The organism is Brevundimonas sp. LPMIX5, from assembly GCF_003576505.1.
In the GTDB taxonomy this organism is placed as follows: domain Bacteria; phylum Pseudomonadota; class Alphaproteobacteria; order Caulobacterales; family Caulobacteraceae; genus Brevundimonas; species Brevundimonas naejangsanensis.
Genome location: NZ_QWTZ01000002.1, coordinates 325,138 through 344,302, shown reverse-complemented (window position 1 = coordinate 344,302; position 19,165 = coordinate 325,138). Strand labels below are relative to the sequence as shown.

Here is a 19,165-nt window from a genome sequence, read left to right as displayed (position 1 = left end):
TGCCTACCCTGCTGTCTGGATATCGGCGGAACGTCCAGCCTGGATGCCATCCGAGGTTATCCGTGGTCGACGGGTGGAGGGGGACTTCACCGGAGTCGATCACCACTTAGGAGGATGAACCTTGAAGCTTCAGATCAAACGCGAGCGTCTGCTGACGTCGACGATGATCGCGGGTCTCGCCTTGGCCGGCTTCGCCGCGCCGGCGATGGCTCAGACCACGGCGGCTGCTCAGGCCGATCAACCCAGCCAAGTCAGCGACATCGTTGTTACGGGATCGCGTCTGCGTCAACCAAACCTCACCACCACCAGCCCGGTGACGCAGGTGACGGGCGAGGATATCGACGTTCAAGGCGTGACGCGCGTCGAGGACCTGGTGTCGCAACTACCGCAGGCCTTCGCCGCGCAGAACTCGACCGTCGCTAACGGCGCCTCGGGCACGGCGACCGTCTCGCTACGGAACTTGGGCTCGTCGCGCACCCTAGTGCTGATAGATGGAAAGCGGATGGGCTATGGCTCGCCTCAGGACGATGCCGCCGACTTGAACCAGATTCCTGGTCAGATGGTCGAGCGAGTTGAAGTTCTGACCGGCGGGGCTTCAGCCGTCTATGGCTCGGATGCCGTCGCTGGCGTGGTGAACTTCATCATGCGCCGTAATTTTGAAGGTATCGAAATCGACGCGCAGTACGGTTTTAATCAGCATAATAATAATTATGACGGCGTAGGTAACGTTCGCGACGTTCTAGCCGATCGAGCTGCTGGAAACCCGTCACAATACATGATGCCAGACGATAACGTCTATACGGGCTTCAGCCGCGAGATAAATATCTTGATGGGCGTCAATGCCCCTGATGATCGCGGCAACATCACGTTGTATGCGGGCTACCGGAAGAACAATAAGGTTCTTGGACGGGATTACGATTATTCGGCCTGCTCCCTTGGCGCCCCCGCAGCAGGTACGCCAGACTCTTTCCAGTGCGCGGGTTCAGGCACGTCTTATCCAGGTTTGTTCTCCGATTTTGGGAGCAATGAATTCAAGATTGGCGGCGTTGATGTAAACCCGATGCCGAGCTTCGACTTGACGCTTGGTAACGGCGGATTCCGAGACTACTCGGGTGCGGATGCCTATAACTTCGGGCCGTTGAACTATTTTCAGCGACCAGATGAGCGCTACACCTTAGGAGCGTTCGGACATTATGACGTTACTGACAAGATTGAAGTTTATACGCAATTGATGTTCAGCGACTATTCTACAGTCGCCCAGATTGCGCCGTCCGGGAATTTCTTTGGCGAATTCAAAGGTGGATTCCGCACTACGGATGGATCTTCATATGTGAACTGCGATAATCCGCTTCTGAATGCTGTCCAGGCGGCGGCTATCGGTTGTGGTGCGGCGGCTCAAGCCGCCTACGATACCTTCGTCTGGATCAATCCGGCGACTGATCTGCCCGAGCTGTCGGACGCAACAAACCCTGATGCTTTCCGTCTGCTCGACGATCCGAACTATGTGCCGATGTTTATCGGTCGTCGTAACGTTGAGGGCGGCGGGCGCCAGTCTGATATTCGCTATCAAGCCTATCGAGGTGTGGTGGGCGCTCGCGGTGATCTCAATGATGCGTGGAGCTACGATGTTGCAATTCAGTATTCTCGCTCGCAGTTTACCAACATCTATCGCAACGAGTTCTCAAATACGCGCCTAGCACGGGCTCTGGATGTTGTAGCAGATCCGGTTACCGGTAATCCGGTGTGTTCGTCTGTGTTGGCCGGCATCGATGCCGAGTGCGTCCCGTATAACATCTTCCAAGAAGGTGGCGTGACCCAAGAGGCGTTGAACTATCTGCAGGTCCCCTTGGTTGCGACGGGGTGGACCACCCAGCAGGTTGTGACGGGTTCTATGACGGCGGATCTCGGTGCTTACGGTTTGAAGACGCCGTGGGCTTCGCGAGGCGTCCAGGCGGCGTTTGGTGCTGAGTATCGCCGTGACGCCCTGGATCTGACCCCTGACGTTTCGTTCACGTCCGGTGATGGGGCTGGCCAAGGCGGCCCGACCTTGGGTCTAAACGGCGCCAATCAGGTGTATGACGTCTTTGTCGAAGCTCAGGTGCCGATCGCGGAGGGGATGGCCTTTGCTGATCAGTTGTCGGTCGACTTGGCGTATCGTCACTCAGAGTATGAGCTAGGCGGCGGTACTGATTCCTGGAAGTTCGGCGCGGATTGGGCGCCGGTTTCGTCGGTCCGCTTCCGTGCTAGCATGCAGCGTGCTGTTCGGGCGCCAAATGTCATTGAGCTGTTCACCGCGCAGGGCTTCAACCTGTTCGATATGGACAACGACCCTTGTGATGACCTGAATGACGATGCGGATGGCGTTAATGGAAGCATTCCGGCATCTTGTATCGGTAACAATCCTTGGCAGGTCTCAGACTCTCAGTCGCAAAGTGGTGCATTGAGCAGCCCTGCGGGTCAGTACAATGTTCTTCAAGGTGGATCTGCTGATCTTAATCCTGAGGAGTCGGATACTCTGACCCTGGGCGTTGTTTTTACGCCTGTATTCCTGCCAGGGTTCAATCTGACTGTTGATTATTTCAACATTAAGGTCGATAATCTGATCTCTTCTATTGGCGAGCAAAACTCGCTTGATGCGTGCTATACGGCTGGTCTGCAGGCCGCTTGCGATAACATTCAAAGAAACGCAAATGGTCAGTTGTGGATCGGGTCGGGTAATGTGCGCGACCTCAATACCAACATTGGGGGCTTGAAGACGTCTGGCGTCGACATCGCAGCCAACTATAATGTCGATCTGGCCGACTTCGGTTGGGAGCGGGCAGGTACGCTTGGCTTCTCCATGGTCGGCACCTGGATCGAGAAGCTCGAAACCGATACGGGCTTAGGCTTCGACAACTCGGTGTATGATTGCGCGGGCTTCTACGCCAACCAGTGCGGCGTGCCGAACCCGGAATGGCGCCATCGTATGCGCGTTGACTGGGGAACTCCGATCGATGGTCTGAATATCAACGGCACCTGGCGTTATTATGGCCCGGCTGAAATTGCTGTTCTGGGTGCAGACGGGAGCTTGAACAACGCTGCTGCAGGCCGCCTGGATCGAGAACTGGATGCCCAGAACTATTTCGATCTGGCTGGAACCTGGCAGATGCGGGACAATATCTCGGTGCGCATGGGCGTGAATAACGTCTTTGACTCCGATCCGCCGCTGTCCTACTCGGTTGGTACGACGGGTAACAACAACACTTATCCGCAACTCTACAACGCCATGGGCCGTTACTTCTTCTTCGGCGTTACGGCTAACTTCTAAGTCTCCACGGAGATTTTAAGCGAGGCGGCGAGCTTTCGGGCTCGCCGCCTTTTTTCCTTGAGCGTTGAAAACCGGGAAGAGCCTAGGAACTGGCGCTCATGGACGAGGAACGGGGAGAATACCGCACACGAAATCGGCAGGCGGCCGTTATGCGCGCCTCCGGTGTACCGTTTCGATTTCAGGAGAAGAGGGAAGGGCGGTGCGCCACTCCCTCAAAGCCTTGAGAGGAGTGGCGCGAGTGACGGGGCTCGAACCCGCGACCTCCGGCGTGACAGGCCGGCACTCTAACCAACTGAGCTACACCCGCGTTGCTCTCCCCGCGAGGAGGAGAGGAAGGAGCGGATACGGGGCGTCATCGCTTCGGTCAAGCGCATTGTCGCGCTTTTTGATAAAAATCTGCGAATTCAGTTGTTAGCGACGTTTTTCCGAGGCTCGCTGCTCTGGTGGAGGCGGGGGCGTCGCGCGCGCCGATGTCCCCCGCATTGATGCAGCGCGCCTGCCTTGCTCAGGCCTTCTCCCAGCCCTTTTCGACAGCCCAGACGGCGAAGGCGTAATCGTGGGCGATGTCCTTCAGATAGTCGAACCGGCCTGACGAGGCGAAGTGGCCCGCTTCCATGTTGATCTTCAGCAGCACCGGCTTGCCGGAGATCGAGGCGGGACGCAGTTTCGCCACCCACTTCTCAGGCTCCCAATAGGTCACGCGCGGATCGGACAGGCCGCCCGTCGCCAGCAGGGCGGGATAGGGCTTGGCATCGATCTGGTCGTAGGGGCTGTAGGACAGGATGTAGTCATAGGCCGCTGCGTCCTCCAGCGGGTTGCCCCATTCAGGCCATTCCGGCGGCGTCAGAGGCAGGCTGGTGTCGCTCATGGTGTTGATGACGTCGACGAAGGGCACGCCGCCGATCACGCCGGCCCAGAGTTCGGGCCGCATATTAGTGATGGCGCCCATCAGCAGCCCCCCCGCAGAGCGGCCCTCGGCGACGATGTTTCCGGCCCTGGTGTAGTTCTGCGCGATCAGGTGCTCGGCGGCGGCGATGAAGTCGGTGAAGGTGTTCTTCTTGGTGAAGCGGCGCGCTGTCAGGAACCAGTTCCAGCCCTTGTCTGAGCCGCCGCGAATATGGGCGATGGCGTAGATGAAGCCGCGATCCACCAACGACAGGCGGTTGGTCGAGAAGCTCGCCGCCATCGGAATGCCGTAGGAGCCGTACCCGTAGAGCAGCAGCGGCGCCGACCCGTCGACCGGAGTGCCCTTGCGACGCAGCACCGTCACCGGCACCAGTTCGCCGTCCGAGGCCGGGGCGTTCAGCCGTTCGACCACATAGTCGGCCGGGTTGTGGCCCGAGGGGATTTCCTGAACCTTGCGCAGGGTGCGCTCGCGCGTCTTCAGATCGTAGTCATAGGTCGAGGTCGGCGTCGACGGGGAGTTGTAGCCATAGCGCATGACCGTGGTGTCGAACTCCGAGGCCCCGCCCAGCGACAGGGCGTAGGCGGGCTCGTCCACGGCGATCTCATGTTCGGCGCCCGCTCGGTCGCGGATGACGATCTTGGTGTTGGCGTCGGCGCGTTCCTGGCGGCCCAGATAGTCCTTCACCAGGGCCACGCCCTCGATGAAGCGGCCGGGCGTGTGCGGGATCAGATCCTTCCAGTTGGCTTTGCCGGGCGAGGCGGTCGGGGCCTCCATGACCTTGAAGTCGATGGCGTCGTCGGCGTTGGTGCGGATGACCCAGCGGTCGCCCCAGTGGTCCAGGTCATACAGGCGGCCGACGTGGCGCGGCTCGACCACCACGGGCGTCGCCGTGGGGTTTGCGGCCGGGATGGTGCGGCTTTCCGAGGTTTCCTGATTGCCGATGGTGATGACGATAAAGGCGTCGTCGGCGGTGCGGCCGATGCCCTGGAACATGCCCTCGTCGGTTTCCTCGTTGACCAGGGCGGTCTCGCCGCCGCGCGCCGGGCGTCGGAAGATCTTGTCCGGGCGACCGTTATCGTCGCGGTTGGTCCAGAAGATCCACTGGCTGTCGGGCGAGAAGGTGAAGTTGGCGCTGGCCGATTCGATCGGGTCGGGCAGCACTTCGCCGGTGGCCAGATCCTTCACATAGATCTTGTAGACTTCGGACCCCTGCGCGTCCTCGGCATAGCCGAACAAAGCGTGGTCGGGGCTGTGCTCGGTCGCCGAGACTTCGGAATAGGCCTTGCCCTCGGCCAGCTTGTTGCAGTCGAGCAGGATGACCTCGCCCTCCTTCTGGCCGCGGGGGCGGCGGCAATAAAGGGGGTGCTGGTCGCCGGTGTTGTAGCGGACGTAGTATTCCCAGGGGCCGTCGGCGGCGGGGACGGAGCTGTCGTCCTCCTTGATACGGCCCTTCATCTCTTCGAACATCTGAGCCTGCAACGGCAGGGTCGAGGCCATCATGGCCTCGCGATAGGCGTTCTCGGCCGTCAGGTGCTCCTTGACGTCGGCCTTGATCAGCGACGGGTCGCGCAGCACGGCCTGCCAGTTGTCGTCCTTCATCCACTGATAGTCGTCGACGCGGACACGGCCCAGCTGCTCGATGCGGACAGGAACCTTCTTGGCGACGGGCGGCGTGGGTTTGGACATCGAGGCTCCGGTACTCTGGCGGGCAAGGGCGGGGGAGGCGGCGACCAAGCCGACGGCGGCGGTCGAGGCGATCAGTTCGCGGCGGTTCATGGCTTTGGCTTCCCCCTGGAATATGATTTGAGCCGGACCTTGTGCCCGGCGACGCTCGGCGTCAAATGGCGTCATGGTCATTCAGGATCTTCCGCCCGAACAACCGGCCGTCGTCGCCGCTGCGCCGCCCGAATGGGATCTGACCGTCGGGGTCATCAACGCCACCGTGCAACTGGATCAGTCCATCGACGGCGGCCAGCGAAAGGTCGGCACGGGCTTCCTGATTGCGGCGCCGCGCCCGGATGGGACGCCGCGCGTCCTGTTGGTCACCGCGCGCCATGTGCTGGATGTCATGCCGGGGCGTGAGGCGCGGATAGGCTGGCGGACGGCCGAGGCGGACGGCGTCTGGAAATTCACGCCGGAAACCCTGACCATCCGCGATGCGGCGGGCGAACCAGTCTGGACCTCTCACCCCGAACGGGACGTGGCGGTGATGCAGATCTCAGCGCCGCCCGCCTTTGCGCAGGCGGCGATCCCGTCGGGCTGGCTGGCCGATGCGGGGGCGTTTGACCGCTGGCGCATGGGGCCTGGGGATGAGCTGATGGCGTTGGGCTATCCGCATGGGCTGTCGGCCAACCGGGCTGGTTTCCCGATCCTGCGGCTGGGACGGATCAGTTCATGGCCGTTGACGCCGATCCGGCATTTCCCGACCTTCCTGCTCGATTTCGTGGTGGCGCAGGGCAACTCCGGCGGACCCGTCTTCTGGACTCCGGCGGCGCGGCGCGTGCCGGGCGCGCCGGCTCCCGACCACCCCTTCATCGCCGGAGTGCTGGTGCAGGAGGTCCAGAGCGGCGGCCAGGGCATCGACCTGGGCGTTGTGGTCCATGCCGACTATGTGCGCGAGACGATCGCCCTTCTGGATCAGTCGGGGGATTGAGGCGGCGTGAATGGCTCGTCGTCGCGTAGCCGCCAATGATCGGGGGCTGCAGGTTCTTCAGGGTATTCCACAGAGCAGTCGAAACGTTCGCAGTATGCCGTTCGGATCCGCCAGGTCGATGCGAGAACGCCTTCGCCGGCTTCGGCATCACGCATCATTTCCTGTATCTCCGGCTCGTCAGAATAATAAGCAAACTCAATAGGCCTTGGCGTTTCGGTCAGGGCGATCATCCGGGCCATCATGCGGATGTTCAGGGCGTGGGCCTCTCGCGAGGAGAGGCCATAACGTTGATAGAGGCTGCGGATGAAGGCGGCCTGTTCGGGCGCCACTTCCGTTCTGAGCGCCTCGTCCAGCGCTAAGGGAATGATGTCGTCGCTCAACGGCTCATTATGTATCGCGCGAATCTCGTCGGAGGTTCGGGTCGCCAGTTCGATTTGTTCCGAGGTTGGGGAAGGCCCTGTCCAGCGATCTGTCGGAGGTAGAGGCGGCGGCATGTAAGAGGTGAAAGGCAGCCTTACCGAAAAGCTCAGGTTCTCAGGCGTATCACCGGGCCAATTGGCTTTGATGCGGCCGCGCTTGACGACCTCGACAGCGTGTTGCTCCAGACCAAGGCCGGACGGGCGGGCGTTTACGACGCATTCGCGCGCATAGCCGTCGGCATCAGCTACGCACATCACCACCGCTTTTCCTGCCAGGTTAAGGGTCAGCAAAGCTTCAGGAAAATCCTCTTCGGTTGGAGCCGGAGGAATAGACCAGGCCACGCGCGGCGTTTCGGGCTGCTGCTCTGCTTTGTCGGGAGACTGAACAAGAGCAAGGCCGGACGCGAGTGCTATAGTTGGCAAGATCATCTTTAAAAAAGCCTCCTGCTCCGCACGATGCAGGAGGCTTTGCCGTTTGAACAGTCTTCGACGACCGGATCAGCCCGCCAGCGCGTCCACAGTCATCCGTTGCAGCAGTTCCCCGCCCTGACCGACGGCGGCCAGACGGCTGGAGACGTGGCCCAGGACGTTGGCGGCATAGACTTCGTAGAGGTCCAGCTTGCCCTGCAGCCAGGCGGCGTCGCCGTCATTGGCGTCCAGTTTCGCCTTGGCCGCCAGGGCGCCCTTGGCCAGCATCCAGCCGCCGACCACATCGCCCATCAGTTTCAGATAGGCGTCAGCGCCCGCCAGCACGTCGGCGGCGCGGGCTGCGTCCGACTTGGCGTCCAGTAGCCACAGGGTGGCGTCCTCGACCGCCTCGATGGCGGTGGCGAAACGTTCGACCGGCTTGCCGGTATAGAGGCGGTCGATCTGGGCCAGCGTCGTCTTCATCTCGGCGATCAGGGCCTTGGCCGACTCGCCGCCGTCCATCGACAGCTTGCGGCCGACCAGATCCATCGCCTGGATGCCGTTGGTGCCTTCATAGATCGGGGTGATGCGGGCGTCGCGATAGTATTGGGCCGCGCCGGTCTCCTCGATGAAGCCCATGCCGCCGTGGACCTGAACGCCCATGGAGGCGACCTCGCAGCCGATGTCGGTGGACCAGGCCTTGGCGATGGGGGTGAACAGGTCCTCGCGTCCCTTCCAGGCCTTGCGCTCTTCCTCGGTGCTGGCGTGGCGGGCCAGGTCGGCGGCGACGCCGGTCGACAGGCAGATGGCGCGGGCGGCGGCGACCTTGGCCTTCATCACCGACAGCATCCGCCGTACGTCAGGGTGGTCGAAGATCGGCGCGTCTTTCTCGCCGGTCCAGACGCTGCGGCCCTGACGGCGCTCCAGCGCGTAGGCCAGGGCGTGCTGATAGGCGCGCTCGGCGATGCCGACGCCCTCGACGCCGACGGCCAGACGGGCCGCGTTCATCATGACGAACATATGGGCCAGGCCCTGGTTCGGCTGGCCGACCAGTTCAGCGCGGGCGCCTTCATAGCTCATGACGCAGGTGGGCGAGGCGTGGATGCCCAGCTTGTGCTCGACGCCGACCGGGCGGAAGGCGTTGCGCTCGCCCAGCGAACCGTCGGCGTTGACGGCGAACTTGGGCGTCAGGAACAGGCTGATGCCCTTCGGTCCGGCAGGCGCGTCGGGCAGGCGGGCCAGCACCAGGTGGACGATGTTGTCCGTGGCGTCGTGGTCGCCCCAGGTGATGAAGATCTTCTGGCCGGTCAGGGCGTAGGTGCCGTCGCCGTTGGGGACCGCCGTCGCCGTCAGGGCACCCAGGTCCGAGCCCGCGTGCGGCTCGGTCAGCACCATGGCGCCGGTCCATTCGCCGCTGACCAGCTTGGGCAGATAGGTCGTCTTCTGATGCTCGTTGCCGACCTGCTCCAGCGCTTCGATGGACGCTAGCGACAGCATGGGGCACAGGCCGAAGGCCATGTTGGCGGCGTGGACCGTCTCATAGGCCGCCAGTTCCAGCGCCTTGGGCAGGGCCTGTCCGCCGGCCTCGACCGAGGCGGTCAGGCTGGTCCAGCCGCCCGCAGCGAACTGCTGATAGGCGTCGGCGAAACCGGGGGCGGCCGTGACGGCGCCGTTGGCGTATTTGGCGCCCGCCAGGTCGCCGGGGCGGTTCAGCGGAGCCAGAACCTCTTCGGAAAACTGACCGGCGGCGTCCAGCACGGCCGAGGCGACATCGGCGTCGTAATCGGGAAAGGCGCCGGTCGCCGCCACCTGGCCGATCCCGGCCACGGCGTCGAGGGCGAAGGCGATGTCACGGACGGGGGCGCGGTAGCTCATCGGTTATCCTCAGAAAGACGTTGCGCTTCTGTCGGCCCCTGCGCTGTTGGGCGCAAGCCTGCTTGGACTTTGGTCGAGTTTCCGCGCACTGTACGCGCCTGTTTGAACGGCTGACGCCGCGTAAGGAAAGAGCGACCGTGCCCGCCGACCGACCCGCCAGGGGCGACAGCCCAGAAATCGCCGCTGAGGCGCTGAAGACGGGACGTCTGGTGATCCTGCCGACCGAGACGGTCTATGGGCTGGCGGCCGACGCCTCCAATCCTCAGGCGGTGGCGCGCATCTTTGAGGCCAAAGGGCGGCCGCGCTTCAATCCCCTGATCGCTCATGTCGCCAACGCCGTGGACGCCGAAGGCATCGCCGTGTTCGACGCCAAGGCGCGGGCGCTGGCCGAAGCCTTCTGGCCAGGTCCGCTGACGATCGTCGCGCCCGTGCGGGACCGTGATCGGGTGTGCGATCTGGCGCGGGCCGGGCTGGACAGCGTGGCCGTGCGCGTCCCGGCTCATCCGCGCGCCCGGGCGGTCATCGGCGCCTTCGGCGGGCCGGTTGTCGCGCCCTCGGCCAACCGTTCCGGACGGCCCAGCCCGACGACCTTTGCTGACGCCTTGGAGGAGACGGGTCAGGCCGTGGGCGCCGCTGTCGATGGGGGCGCTTGCGCCGTGGGGGTGGAAAGCACCGTCGTCTCTGTGCTGGACGGCAAGGTGTCCCTGTTGCGTCCGGGCTCTGTCACCCGCGAAGAACTTCAGGCCGTGGTCGGGCCTCTGGATGAAGGCGGGCAGGGGCATCGCTCGCCCGGTCGGCTGACTCTGCATTACGCGCCCGACGCCCCGGTGCGGATCGAGGCGGAAGGCGTCGAGGACGGCGAAATCCTGCTGGGGTTCGGTCCAGACGTCGGCGATCCGCGTTGGAACCTCAGCCCGACTGGCGACCTGCGTGAGGCGGCGGCCAATCTGTTCCGCCTGCTGCGGGAGGCGGATCGCATGAAGCCTTCCGGGATCGCGGTGTCGCCCATTCCGGCCAAGGGACTGGGCGAGGCGATCAATGACCGCCTGCGTCGCGCGGCGGGTTTCGTCGGCTAGAGAAAGCGCGCTTTCACATCCACACTGGAGGCCTTGCCGACCTTAGGCAGACAGTTTTCAAGCCAGGCTCCGGCCGCCGTCCGGCCGTGCTGCTTCAGCTTGTTCAGATAGGTCCATTCGGTGTCGAATTTGGAGTGCAGGGACTCGCCGCCCAGCCATTCGTCCGCCTCGATGACATGGATGCGAATGCCGCGCCGACGATCTTCGTCGGGCTTCAGCTTGCCCTCGGCGATCAGGTCCTGAACGAAGGCGACGGCGCGCAGTTCGGCGACCAGCGGGGCGTTGAAGACGATCTCGTTCAGCCGGTCGTTGATCTCGCCCGCCTCGCGCGGCGCCTCGTCGCGTTGGAACGGATTGAGCGGCAGCAGCAGCAGATCGTCCGGCGTGTCGGTGTAGAACAGCGGCCACAGCGCCGGATTGGCCAGATAGCCGCCGTCCCAATAGGGCTCGCCCTCGATCTCAACCGCCTGAAACAGTTGGGGCAGGCAGGCCGAGGCCAGCAGCACCTCAGGCGCCATTTCGTCGGACTTGAAGATGCGCGAGCGGCCCGCGCGCACGGCTGTCGTCGAGACGAACATCTGGATGGAAGAGGCGCGCAGGGCCTCGAAATCAACCGCTGGCTCTAGCACCCGGCGCAGCGGGTTCAGGTTGAAGGGGTTGAAGGCGTAGGGGCTCATCGACAGGGCCAGCGTCTGTCCCGCCTGCCACATCGGCGTGCCCTTCAGCCAGTCGGGCGTCAGGGCCTTGGACCAGACAGAGCTGTCGCCGAAGACGTTGCGGCCGCCGGACTGGTTCACCTCACGCCACAGCAGGTCCAGCGCCTCACGTCCGCCCTCGGCGCCGCCGCGTTCCAGTCCGGTGATCAGGGCGGCGGCGTTCATCGCCCCTGCCGAGGCCGCGGTGACGGCGCGCACGTCCAGCACATCGGCCTCAAGCAGCCGGTCCAGCACGCCCCATTGAAAGGCGCCGTGAGCGCCGCCGCCCTGCAGGGCCAGACAGACGGGTTTGCGCTTGGTCGCCATCAAACTCTCCGCCTTGCGGCCCTTGTGGCCGAATGAAACCTATTGGGCCGTCCAGCCGCCGTCGACGGAGAAGTGGGCGCCGTTGGCCGAGGCGCCGAGGTCCGACGCCAGATAGAGGAAGATTCCGGCCAGTTCGTCGGTCGTGACGAACCGCTTGGTCGGCTGCGAGCCCAGGATGACGTTCTTCATCACGTCTTCTTCGCTCATGTTGCGGGTGCGGGCCTGATCCTGGATCTGCTTGGCGACGATCGGCGTCTCGACGAAGCCGGGGCAGATGGCGTTGCAGGTGATGTTGTCCTGCGCCAGCTCCAGCGCCACCGTCTTGGTGAAGCCGATCACGCCATGCTTGGCCGCGACATAGGCGGACTTGAACGGGCTGGCTACCAGGCCGTGAGCCGAGGCGACGTTGATGATCCGGCCGCGGCCCTGCGCCTTCATGATCGGGATCGCCGCCTTGGTAGCGTAGAAGGCCGAGGACAGGTTGATGGCGATGATCTTCTCCCATGCATCGGCGGGGAAGTTCTCCACGGCCTCGACGTGCTGGATGCCGGCGTTGTTGACCAGGATGTCGAGGCGGCCCAGTTCGCGATGGGCCGTGGCGATCATGTCCTCGATCTGATCCGGCTGGGTCATGTCGGCGGGGTGATAGAGGACGCGCACGCCGGTCTCGGCGGCCAGATCTGCGCGGGTCTTCTCAATGGCGTCGGCGTCGCCCAGACCGTTCAGCATCACGTCGCCGCCGCACAGGGCGACAGCCCGCGCAAACGCCAGCCCGATGCCCGAGGTCGAGCCGGTGACGACCGCGACGCGGCCTTTGAGATCGTTCATCGCGAACATGACAGAAAGAACCCGTGGAAGATGATGCTGCAACGCAACCTAACCGCAGTCGTTCAATCTGGCGATCAGGAATTTCCTTCCCTGATGAATATCCAGTCCGTGTCCGTCGATAGAGTCTTGTCGAAGCGATAGCCGTCGCGGTCGAAGGCCTTCAGGTCCTCGACCTTCTCCAGCCGGTTCTCGATGGCGAAGCGGGCCATGCCGCCGCGCGCCTTCTTGGCGTAGAAGGAGATGATGCGGGCCTCGCCGTCCTTCTTCTCCTTGAAGTGGGGCGTCACGACCGGAAGCTTCAGCGCCCGCGCATCGACTGCGCCGAAATATTCGTGGCTGGCCAGGTTCACCAGCGTCTGCTCGGGCAGTTTTCCGGCGTCTTCGTTGAGGCGCAGCGAAATCCGCTCGCCCCAGAAATCATAGAGGGTGGCGCCGCGCTTGGTCTTCAGCCGTACGCCCATCTCCAGCCGATAGGGCTGGATCGCGTCCAGCGGCCGCAACAGGCCATAGAACCCCGACAGGATGCGCAGGTGATCCTGCGCCCAGTTCAGATCCTCGACAGACAGGGTGCGGGCCGACAGCCCGTCATAGACATCGCCCGCAAAGGCGAAAACGGCCTGAAGCGCGCCCTCGGACGTCTCATTGTCGAAGGCCTGAAAGCGTTGATAGTTCAACTCGGCCAGGGCATCGGAAATGGACATCAGGCGGCGCAGGTCCGCGCGGCTGAGTTCGCGCGTCACCTTGGCCAGTTCGGCCGTTTCATCGGCGCATCGCCTTGGCGTCACGGGGGCGTCGATGGCGGGCGGGTTGAAGTCCAGCTTTTTGGCTGGGGACAGGACGATCAGCAAGACGATCGACTCCGTATGCGTCTCAAGAGCGGGCCTCATAGGCCGCTTCCATGAGGTTTTGAACCGCCTGAAACGTCACATACGGTCGCAACTCATCAGAAGAGGACCGCCGGATTCATGATCCGCTGGGGATCGATGGCTTGCCGGATCGCCTGCATGGTCGCGATTTCGAGAGGCGATTTGTAACGTCGCGCCTCGTCAGTTTTCAGCCGCCCCAGGCCGTGTTCAGCCGAAATGGAGCCGTCGTAACGGGCTACGACATCGTGCACGACCTGCGATCCCTCCATCCAGCGGGCGATGAAGGCGGCGACGTCCTCGCCCACGCCGGGGATCACGTCATAGTGAAGATTGCCGTCGCCGACATGGCCGAAGACCGACACGCGGCAACCCGGATGGAACTGCTCGACCGCCGCCGTGGCCTCGTCGATGAAATCCGCGATTCGGGAGACGGGAACCGAAACGTCGTGTTTCCAGCCGCCGCCTTCGGGCTTGAGGGCGGCCGAATGCTCTTCGCGCAGACGCCAGAACTCGGCCTTCTGAGCGTCGTTCTGGGCGATGGCGGCGTCGACGATCAGACCTTCCTCGAAGGCGGCGGTCAGCAGGCGCTCCATCGCAGCCTCGGCGCCGTTCGGCTCGCCTGAGGCCAGCTCGATCAGCACATACCAGGGCGGCGTCGACTCCAGCGGTTCGCGCGTGTCGGGGATGTTCTTCAGCACCAGGCTCATGCCCAGCCGCTTCATCAGCTCGAATGCCTCGACCCCGCCGCCGGTTTCGGCTTTGGCGCGGGCCAGCAGCACGACAGCGTCGTGGTGGCTCTCCAGCCCGACGATGGCCGTGGCGCGGCTGCGCATGATGGGGAACAGCTTCAGCGTCGCCGCCGTGATGACGCCCAGCGTGCCCTCGGCGCCGATGAACATCTGCTTCAGGTCATAGCCGGTGTTGTCCTTGCGCAGGCGCTTCAGGCCGTTGAACACCTGACCGTCGGGCATGACGGCCTCGATGCCGAGCACCAGATCGCGCATCATGCCGTAGCGTAGGACCGCCGTGCCGCCTGCGTTGGTCGAGATCACGCCGCCGATGGTGGCCGACCCCTCGGCCGCGAGGCTGAGCGGGAAGAAGCGGTCCTTCTCCTTGGCCAGTTCCTGCGCCTCCAGCAGGGTCACGCCCGCCTCGACCGTCATGGCGTCGTCCAGCGGCGTCACGTCGCGCACCGTCCGCAGCTTGCGCGTGGACAGCAGCACCTCGCCATAGGGAATCTGACCGCCGACCAGTCCGGTGCCGCCGCCCTGGGTCACAATGGCGGTGCCATGACGGGCGCAGATCTCGACGGCGCGGGCGACGTCCTCGGTCGTGCGCGGCTGCAGCAGCAGCGGCGTCTCGCCGGTCCAGCGGCCGCGCCATTCGGTCAGCCACGGCGCCATCTCGGCGGCGTCCTGCGTCCAGCCGTCGGGCAGGGCGGCCTTGAGTTCAGCGAGGGATTCTGGCGTGGGGAGGGTCATATCGGCCTTGTGGCAAAAGGCGCGACGTGGTGGAAGCGCAAAACCATGCCTTCTGGCGGTCAATTTGGGGGCAAAACATGATTCCGACGCCGGCCGTGGGCGTGGTGTGCCTGAAAGGCGACGAAGTCCTGCTGATCCGGCGCGGCACGCCGCCGCGCGTGGGCGAGTGGAGCCTGCCGGGCGGACGGCTGGAGCCGGGCGAGCGCCTGGCAGACGCCGCCCTGCGCGAACTGCATGAGGAAACCGGCGTCGAGGCCGAGCTGATCGGTCTGGTCGACGTGGTGGACGGCCTGTTTCCAGAGGCAGGGCGTCATTATGTCCTGATCGACTACGCCGCGCGCTGGATCGCGGGCGAGCCCGTGGCGGCCGATGACGCGGCTGAAGCGGCCTTTTTCCCGTTCGAGGCCGCGCTGGCCAAGGTGGATTGGGACGAAACGCGGCGGATCATTCGCATGGCGCGCCGGATGGCTGACGGTGATGTCATGTTGAGGGAACCGGATTCGATGGCGCAGCAGGCGTCCGGCGGATAAGCTAGTCTCCACATCGGAGGGCCTAATGAATTTTTCGCTGATTTTCTTCGTGATGTTCGCGATCTTCGCGCTCATTTTCCTGTTCAGCGTGATCAAGATCGTGCCCCAGGGCCGTGAGTTCACGGTGGAGCGGTTCGGCAAGTACACGAAGACCCTGACGCCGGGCATCCACATCCTGACCCCGTTCGTAGAACGCATCGGCCGCCGCATGAACATGATGGAGCAGGTGCTGGACGTCCCGACGCAGGAGGTCATCACCAAGGACAACGCCATGGTGAAGGTCGACGCTATCGTCTTCATTCAGGTCATGGACGCTTCGGCCGCCGCCTATCGCGTCGAGAATCTGCCTTACGCCATCACCCAGTTGTGCTCGACCAATCTGCGGACCGTGGTCGGTTCCATGGATTTGGATGAAGTCCTGTTCCAGCGCGACAACATCAATTCACGCCTGCTGACCGTCATCGATGCGGCGACCGAGCCGTGGGGCGTCAAGGTCAATCGGATCGAGATCAAGGATCTGACCCCGCCCGTCGACATCACCAACGCCATGGCCCGCCAGATGAAGGCCGAGCGAGAGCGCCGCGCCATCATCACCGAGGCGGAAGGCGAGAAGCAGGCCGCCATAGCCCGCGCCGAGGGCGCCAAACAGTCCGCCATCCTGCAGTCGGAGGGCCGCAAGGAAGCTGCGTTCCGCGATGCTGAAGCCCGTGAACGTGAGGCGGAAGCAGAGGCCAAGGCGACGGCCATGGTGTCGGAAGCCATCGCGCGCGGCGACGTAAACGCCATCAACTACTTCGTGGCCCAGAAATATGTCGAGGCGTTCGGTGAATTGGCCCGCAACCCGACGGCCAAGACGGTCATCGTACCCGCCGAAATGGGCGGTCTGGTGGGCACCATCGCGGGCCTGGGCGAACTGGTAGGCTTGGCCAAGGAACAGCAACAGAGCCGGTCGGACATCCGTCGCGAACCGTCTCGCGCCGCGGCGGCTTCCTCGGCTTCGACGCCCCCCAGCCGCACTGTTTCGCCGCGTCGATCCGGCGGCGCCGTGCCGACGACGGAGTAGGTCATGGACTGGATCGTTTCGCTTCATGCGTCGCAGCCGTTCTGGCTATGGCTGGCGATCGGGGTCGTCCTCCTGGGGATCGAGGCGACGGCCTCGACCGAGTGGCTGTTGTGGCCGGCGGTCTCGGCGGGGCTGACCGCCTTGCTGACCGCCCTGGCGCCTCAGTTGGGACTTCCGATCGAAATCGGCGTATTTGCGGCGTTGACGGTCGCATCGACGGTAATGTCGCGCCGATTGATCAAGCGCGTGAATCCCAAGGATCAGCCGGACATCAACGACCGCAACGTGCGTCTGATCGGCGAGCGCGCTCGGGTCGTCGAAGCCTTTGTCGATGGACGCGGGCGCGTATTCGTGTCGGGGTCGGAATGGCCGGCTGAGATCGAGGGCGCCGCGCCTCTGGCAGGCGAGAGCGTCATCGTCGAATCGGTGTCCGGTCCGCGTTTGAAGGTGCGGGCGGCCTAACGCCCCCGCAACTCGTCTACGCCGCGATTGGCCAGTCCGTCGGCCCGCTCATTCAGGGCGTGGCCGGCGTGGCCCTTGACCCAGTGCCATTTGACCTCGTGGCGGTTGCGGGCCTCGTCCAGGCGCCGCCACAGGTCTTCATTCTTGACCGGCTTCTTATCGGCGGTCTTCCAGCCCCGGGCCTTCCAGCCGCGAATCCATTCGGTCACGCCCTGCATGACGTATTTGCTGTCCGTGTGCAGATCGACGCGGCAGGGACGCTTCAGCGCCTCCAGCGCCATGATGGCCGCCATCAACTCCATGCGGTTGTTGGTGGTCAGGGCCTCGCCGCCCCAGAGTTCCTTTTCATGGCCGCCGCCGGTTTGCAGAATGGCGCCCCAGCCGCCGGGGCCGGGGTTGCCCTTGCAGGCGCCGTCGGTGTGGATGATGACGTGATCGTTAGGATTCATGGTCGCGATGCCTACAGCCTCCCTTGGCGCATCGCCATCACTCAGCCTATATGACGCACAACAATCAGTCGGTGGGGCGCGTGTGGGCGCGGCCGCCCCTTGAGGAGGTATCGCCATGGGCTCCATGAGCATCTGGCACTGGGCCATTGTCGTCGTTGTCGTGCTGGTCCTTTTCGGCGGCCGCGGGAAGCTGTCCGGCATCATGGGCGACGCGGCCAAGGGCATCCGCGCCTTCAAAGACGGCCTGAAGGACGACACGGACGCCAAGGGCAAGGATGCCCCGGGCGCCTTGCCGCGCACCGAGGCCGAAAAAGAAGAACTGAACCGCTGATTTTCGCCGAAAGACGCTGAACCATGGGTGGTCTTGGCCCCGGAATCGGCGGGTTCGAAATCCTTGTCATCGGTCTGGTGGCCCTGCTTGTCGTGGGGCCAAAGGACTTGCCTATGCTTATGCGCAAGGTCGGCCAGTTCGTCGGCAAGGCGCGGGGCATGGCCAATGAGTTCCGCGCCAGCTTCGATGAAATGGCGCGTCAGTCCGAACTTGACGACCTGCGCAAGGAGGTCGAGGCGCTGCGGTCGGGGCAGGGCATGTACGCCCTCGGCGCCGACGCCGACGAAGCCTTCAAGGACATCCGCAAGGAGCTTGAAGCGCCGCTTGAGACCTCGGCGGCCGCTGAAACTGTCGTGCAGGAAGAGGCTCAGATTGAAGCCACGGGCGTCGACGAATGGCCTGATAGCGCCACGCCTGTCGTGGCTCCCAAACCTGTAGCCAAGGCTGCAGCGAAGCCCAGAGCGAAGAAGGCCGCCTCTGACGGGGCCGCGCCCAAGGCCAAGGCTCGCAAGCCGGCGCCGAAATCTGGCGACCCGTCGCCGTCGCTGAAACCGCCTGCCTCGCGTCCCAAGGTCAAGCGCACCAAGAAGGTCGATCTATGAGCCGCGCTGAACACGATGAAGCCGATATCGAGGCTTCGCGCGCGCCTCTGATGGATCACTTGATCGAGCTCCGGTCGCGACTGATGATCTGCGTGGTCGCCTTCATCATCGCCTTCATCGGCTGTTTCGCCTTTTCAGAGACGCTCTACCTGTTCCTGGTGAAGCCCTATGTGGTCTCGGCCGCCTTCCACCAGACGGTGGGCGCGCATGGCCATGTGTCGCCGCTCAACCTGATCCTTGGCACGGCCGGGTTGATCCCGGTGCCCGAGGTTGATCAGCACAGCGTGCGGCTGATCTATACGGCGCCGCTGGAAATCCTGTTCACCAAGATGAAGCTGGCGGGCCTGGGCGCGGTCATCGTCGCCTTCCCGATCCTAGCCTGGCAACTGTACCGCTTCGTCGCGCCGGGCCTGTACCGCAATGAGAAGGGCGCCTTCCTGCCGTTCCTGATCGCGGCGCCGGTGCTGTTCCTGCTGGGCGCGGCGCTGGTCTATTATGTCATGCTGCCGTTCGTGATGTGGTTCTCGCTGAGTCAGCAGATCATCGGGGAGAATGTGGCGGCGGAACTGTTGCCCAAGGTGTCGGATTACCTCAATCTCGTGACGGCGCTGATCCTGGCGTTCGGCCTGTGCTTCCAGTTGCCGGTCGTGATGACCCTGCTGGGCCTTGCGGGCCTGATCAACAGCCAGATGATGGCCAAGGGCCGTCGCTACGCCATTGTGGCCGTGGTTGTTGTGGCGGCCGTTGTGACGCCGCCCGACCCAATCAGCCAGTTGATGCTCGCCATCCCGATGGTCCTTCTCTACGAGGTCTCCATCTGGTGCGTCCGCATCATCGAACTGCGCCGCAAGAAGGACGACAAGGCCGGGGAACTGATGGTCTGATC

At 63.9% G+C, this 19,165-nt stretch carries 17 protein-coding genes and 1 tRNA gene; 9 read left to right on the top strand and 9 right to left on the bottom strand.

Annotated features, from left to right (window positions below):
- Positions 1-121 precede the first annotated feature (121 nt).
- Positions 122-3,307 (top strand): TonB-dependent receptor domain-containing protein, encoded by a 3,186-nt coding sequence (locus D1604_RS02670; RefSeq protein WP_199683633.1) that lies wholly within the window; start codon positions 122-124, stop codon positions 3,305-3,307.
- Positions 3,308-3,537: 230 nt separating this feature from the next.
- On the opposite strand, the gene D1604_RS02665 is transcribed toward D1604_RS02670, so the two are convergent.
- Both D1604_RS02665 and D1604_RS02660 read right to left on the bottom strand, forming a co-directional pair.
- A tRNA-Asp gene (locus tag D1604_RS02665) sits at positions 3,538-3,614 on the bottom strand.
- Between the two features lie 198 nt (positions 3,615-3,812).
- A complete protein-coding gene (locus D1604_RS02660) occupies positions 3,813-5,990 on the bottom strand; it encodes a S9 family peptidase (protein WP_119412074.1) in 2,178 nt (725 codons plus the stop codon).
- 73 nt (positions 5,991-6,063) lie between these two features.
- On the opposite strand from D1604_RS02660, the gene D1604_RS02655 reads away from it, so the two are divergent.
- Positions 6,064-6,867 (top strand): trypsin-like serine peptidase, encoded by an 804-nt coding sequence (locus D1604_RS02655; protein WP_119412073.1) that lies wholly within the window; start codon positions 6,064-6,066, stop codon positions 6,865-6,867.
- Here D1604_RS02655 and D1604_RS15555 read toward each other — a convergent pair.
- Together D1604_RS15555 and D1604_RS02645 are read right to left on the bottom strand one after the other, a co-directional pair.
- Positions 6,852-7,715 carry a hypothetical protein gene (locus D1604_RS15555; RefSeq protein ID WP_147399863.1) on the bottom strand — a complete coding sequence of 288 codons (864 nt, stop codon included), beginning with the start codon at positions 7,713-7,715 and terminating at the stop codon, positions 6,852-6,854. The two genes, D1604_RS02655 and D1604_RS15555, sit on opposite strands and share 16 nt — an antisense overlap.
- Before the next feature lie 69 nt (positions 7,716-7,784).
- A complete protein-coding gene (locus tag D1604_RS02645) occupies positions 7,785-9,569 on the bottom strand; it encodes an acyl-CoA dehydrogenase (protein ID WP_119412071.1) in 1,785 nt (594 codons plus the stop codon).
- A 137-nt stretch (positions 9,570-9,706) separates the two neighbouring features.
- On the opposite strand from D1604_RS02645, the gene D1604_RS02640 reads away from it, so the two are divergent.
- Entirely contained in the window at positions 9,707-10,645 is a 939-nt protein-coding gene (locus tag D1604_RS02640; RefSeq protein ID WP_119412070.1) for an L-threonylcarbamoyladenylate synthase, read from the top strand.
- Here the strand turns inward: D1604_RS02640 and D1604_RS02635 are convergent.
- From D1604_RS02635 to D1604_RS02620, 4 genes are all read right to left on the bottom strand, one after another.
- Positions 10,642-11,667 (bottom strand): patatin-like phospholipase family protein, encoded by a 1,026-nt coding sequence (locus D1604_RS02635; RefSeq protein ID WP_119412069.1) that lies wholly within the window; start codon positions 11,665-11,667, stop codon positions 10,642-10,644. The two genes, D1604_RS02640 and D1604_RS02635, sit on opposite strands and share 4 nt — an antisense overlap.
- Positions 11,668-11,706: 39 nt before the next feature.
- Entirely contained in the window at positions 11,707-12,504 is a 798-nt protein-coding gene (locus tag D1604_RS02630) for a 3-hydroxybutyrate dehydrogenase (protein ID WP_119412068.1), read from the bottom strand.
- 65 nt (positions 12,505-12,569) lie between these two features.
- Positions 12,570-13,343, bottom strand: coding sequence for a peroxide stress protein YaaA (yaaA, locus tag D1604_RS02625; protein WP_119412424.1), 774 nt, complete (start codon positions 13,341-13,343; stop codon positions 12,570-12,572).
- Between the two features lie 95 nt (positions 13,344-13,438).
- A complete protein-coding gene (locus D1604_RS02620; RefSeq protein WP_119412067.1) occupies positions 13,439-14,842 on the bottom strand; it encodes an FAD-binding oxidoreductase in 1,404 nt (467 codons plus the stop codon).
- Between the two features lie 77 nt (positions 14,843-14,919).
- Between D1604_RS02620 and D1604_RS02615 the strand changes: the two genes are divergently transcribed.
- The 3 genes from D1604_RS02615 to D1604_RS02605 are packed head-to-tail and all read left to right on the top strand — an operon-like array spanning position 14,920 to position 16,897.
- Positions 14,920-15,372: an NUDIX hydrolase gene (locus D1604_RS02615; RefSeq protein WP_119412066.1), complete on the top strand. Its 453-nt coding sequence runs from the start codon at positions 14,920-14,922 to the stop codon at positions 15,370-15,372.
- 52 nt (positions 15,373-15,424) lie between these two features.
- Positions 15,425-16,435 (top strand): SPFH domain-containing protein, encoded by a 1,011-nt coding sequence (locus D1604_RS02610; protein WP_373561207.1) that lies wholly within the window; start codon positions 15,425-15,427, stop codon positions 16,433-16,435.
- 3 nt (positions 16,436-16,438) lie between these two features.
- A complete protein-coding gene (locus D1604_RS02605) occupies positions 16,439-16,897 on the top strand; it encodes an NfeD family protein (protein ID WP_119412065.1) in 459 nt (152 codons plus the stop codon).
- Here the strand turns inward: D1604_RS02605 and rnhA are convergent.
- Positions 16,894-17,346 (bottom strand): ribonuclease HI, encoded by a 453-nt coding sequence (gene rnhA, locus D1604_RS02600; protein WP_024352692.1) that lies wholly within the window; start codon positions 17,344-17,346, stop codon positions 16,894-16,896. The two genes, D1604_RS02605 and rnhA, sit on opposite strands and share 4 nt — an antisense overlap.
- Positions 17,347-17,461: 115 nt before the next feature.
- Between rnhA and D1604_RS02595 the strand changes: the two genes are divergently transcribed.
- From D1604_RS02595 to tatC, 3 genes are read left to right on the top strand one after another with little or no spacing between them, the layout of a single operon-like run.
- On the top strand, positions 17,462-17,677 hold the full coding sequence (locus tag D1604_RS02595; RefSeq protein WP_024352693.1) for a twin-arginine translocase TatA/TatE family subunit: 216 nt from the start codon (positions 17,462-17,464) through the stop codon (positions 17,675-17,677).
- A 23-nt stretch (positions 17,678-17,700) separates the two neighbouring features.
- The gene (tatB, locus tag D1604_RS02590; protein WP_119412064.1) at positions 17,701-18,279 is read left to right on the top strand and encodes a Sec-independent protein translocase protein TatB; all 579 of its coding nucleotides are present in this window, start codon (positions 17,701-17,703) and stop codon (positions 18,277-18,279) included.
- Positions 18,276-19,163 carry a twin-arginine translocase subunit TatC gene (gene tatC, locus D1604_RS02585; RefSeq protein WP_119412063.1) on the top strand — a complete coding sequence of 296 codons (888 nt, stop codon included), beginning with the start codon at positions 18,276-18,278 and terminating at the stop codon, positions 19,161-19,163. The genes tatB and tatC overlap by 4 nt, the downstream gene beginning before the upstream one ends.
- The last annotated feature ends 2 nt before the right edge of the window (positions 19,164-19,165 follow it).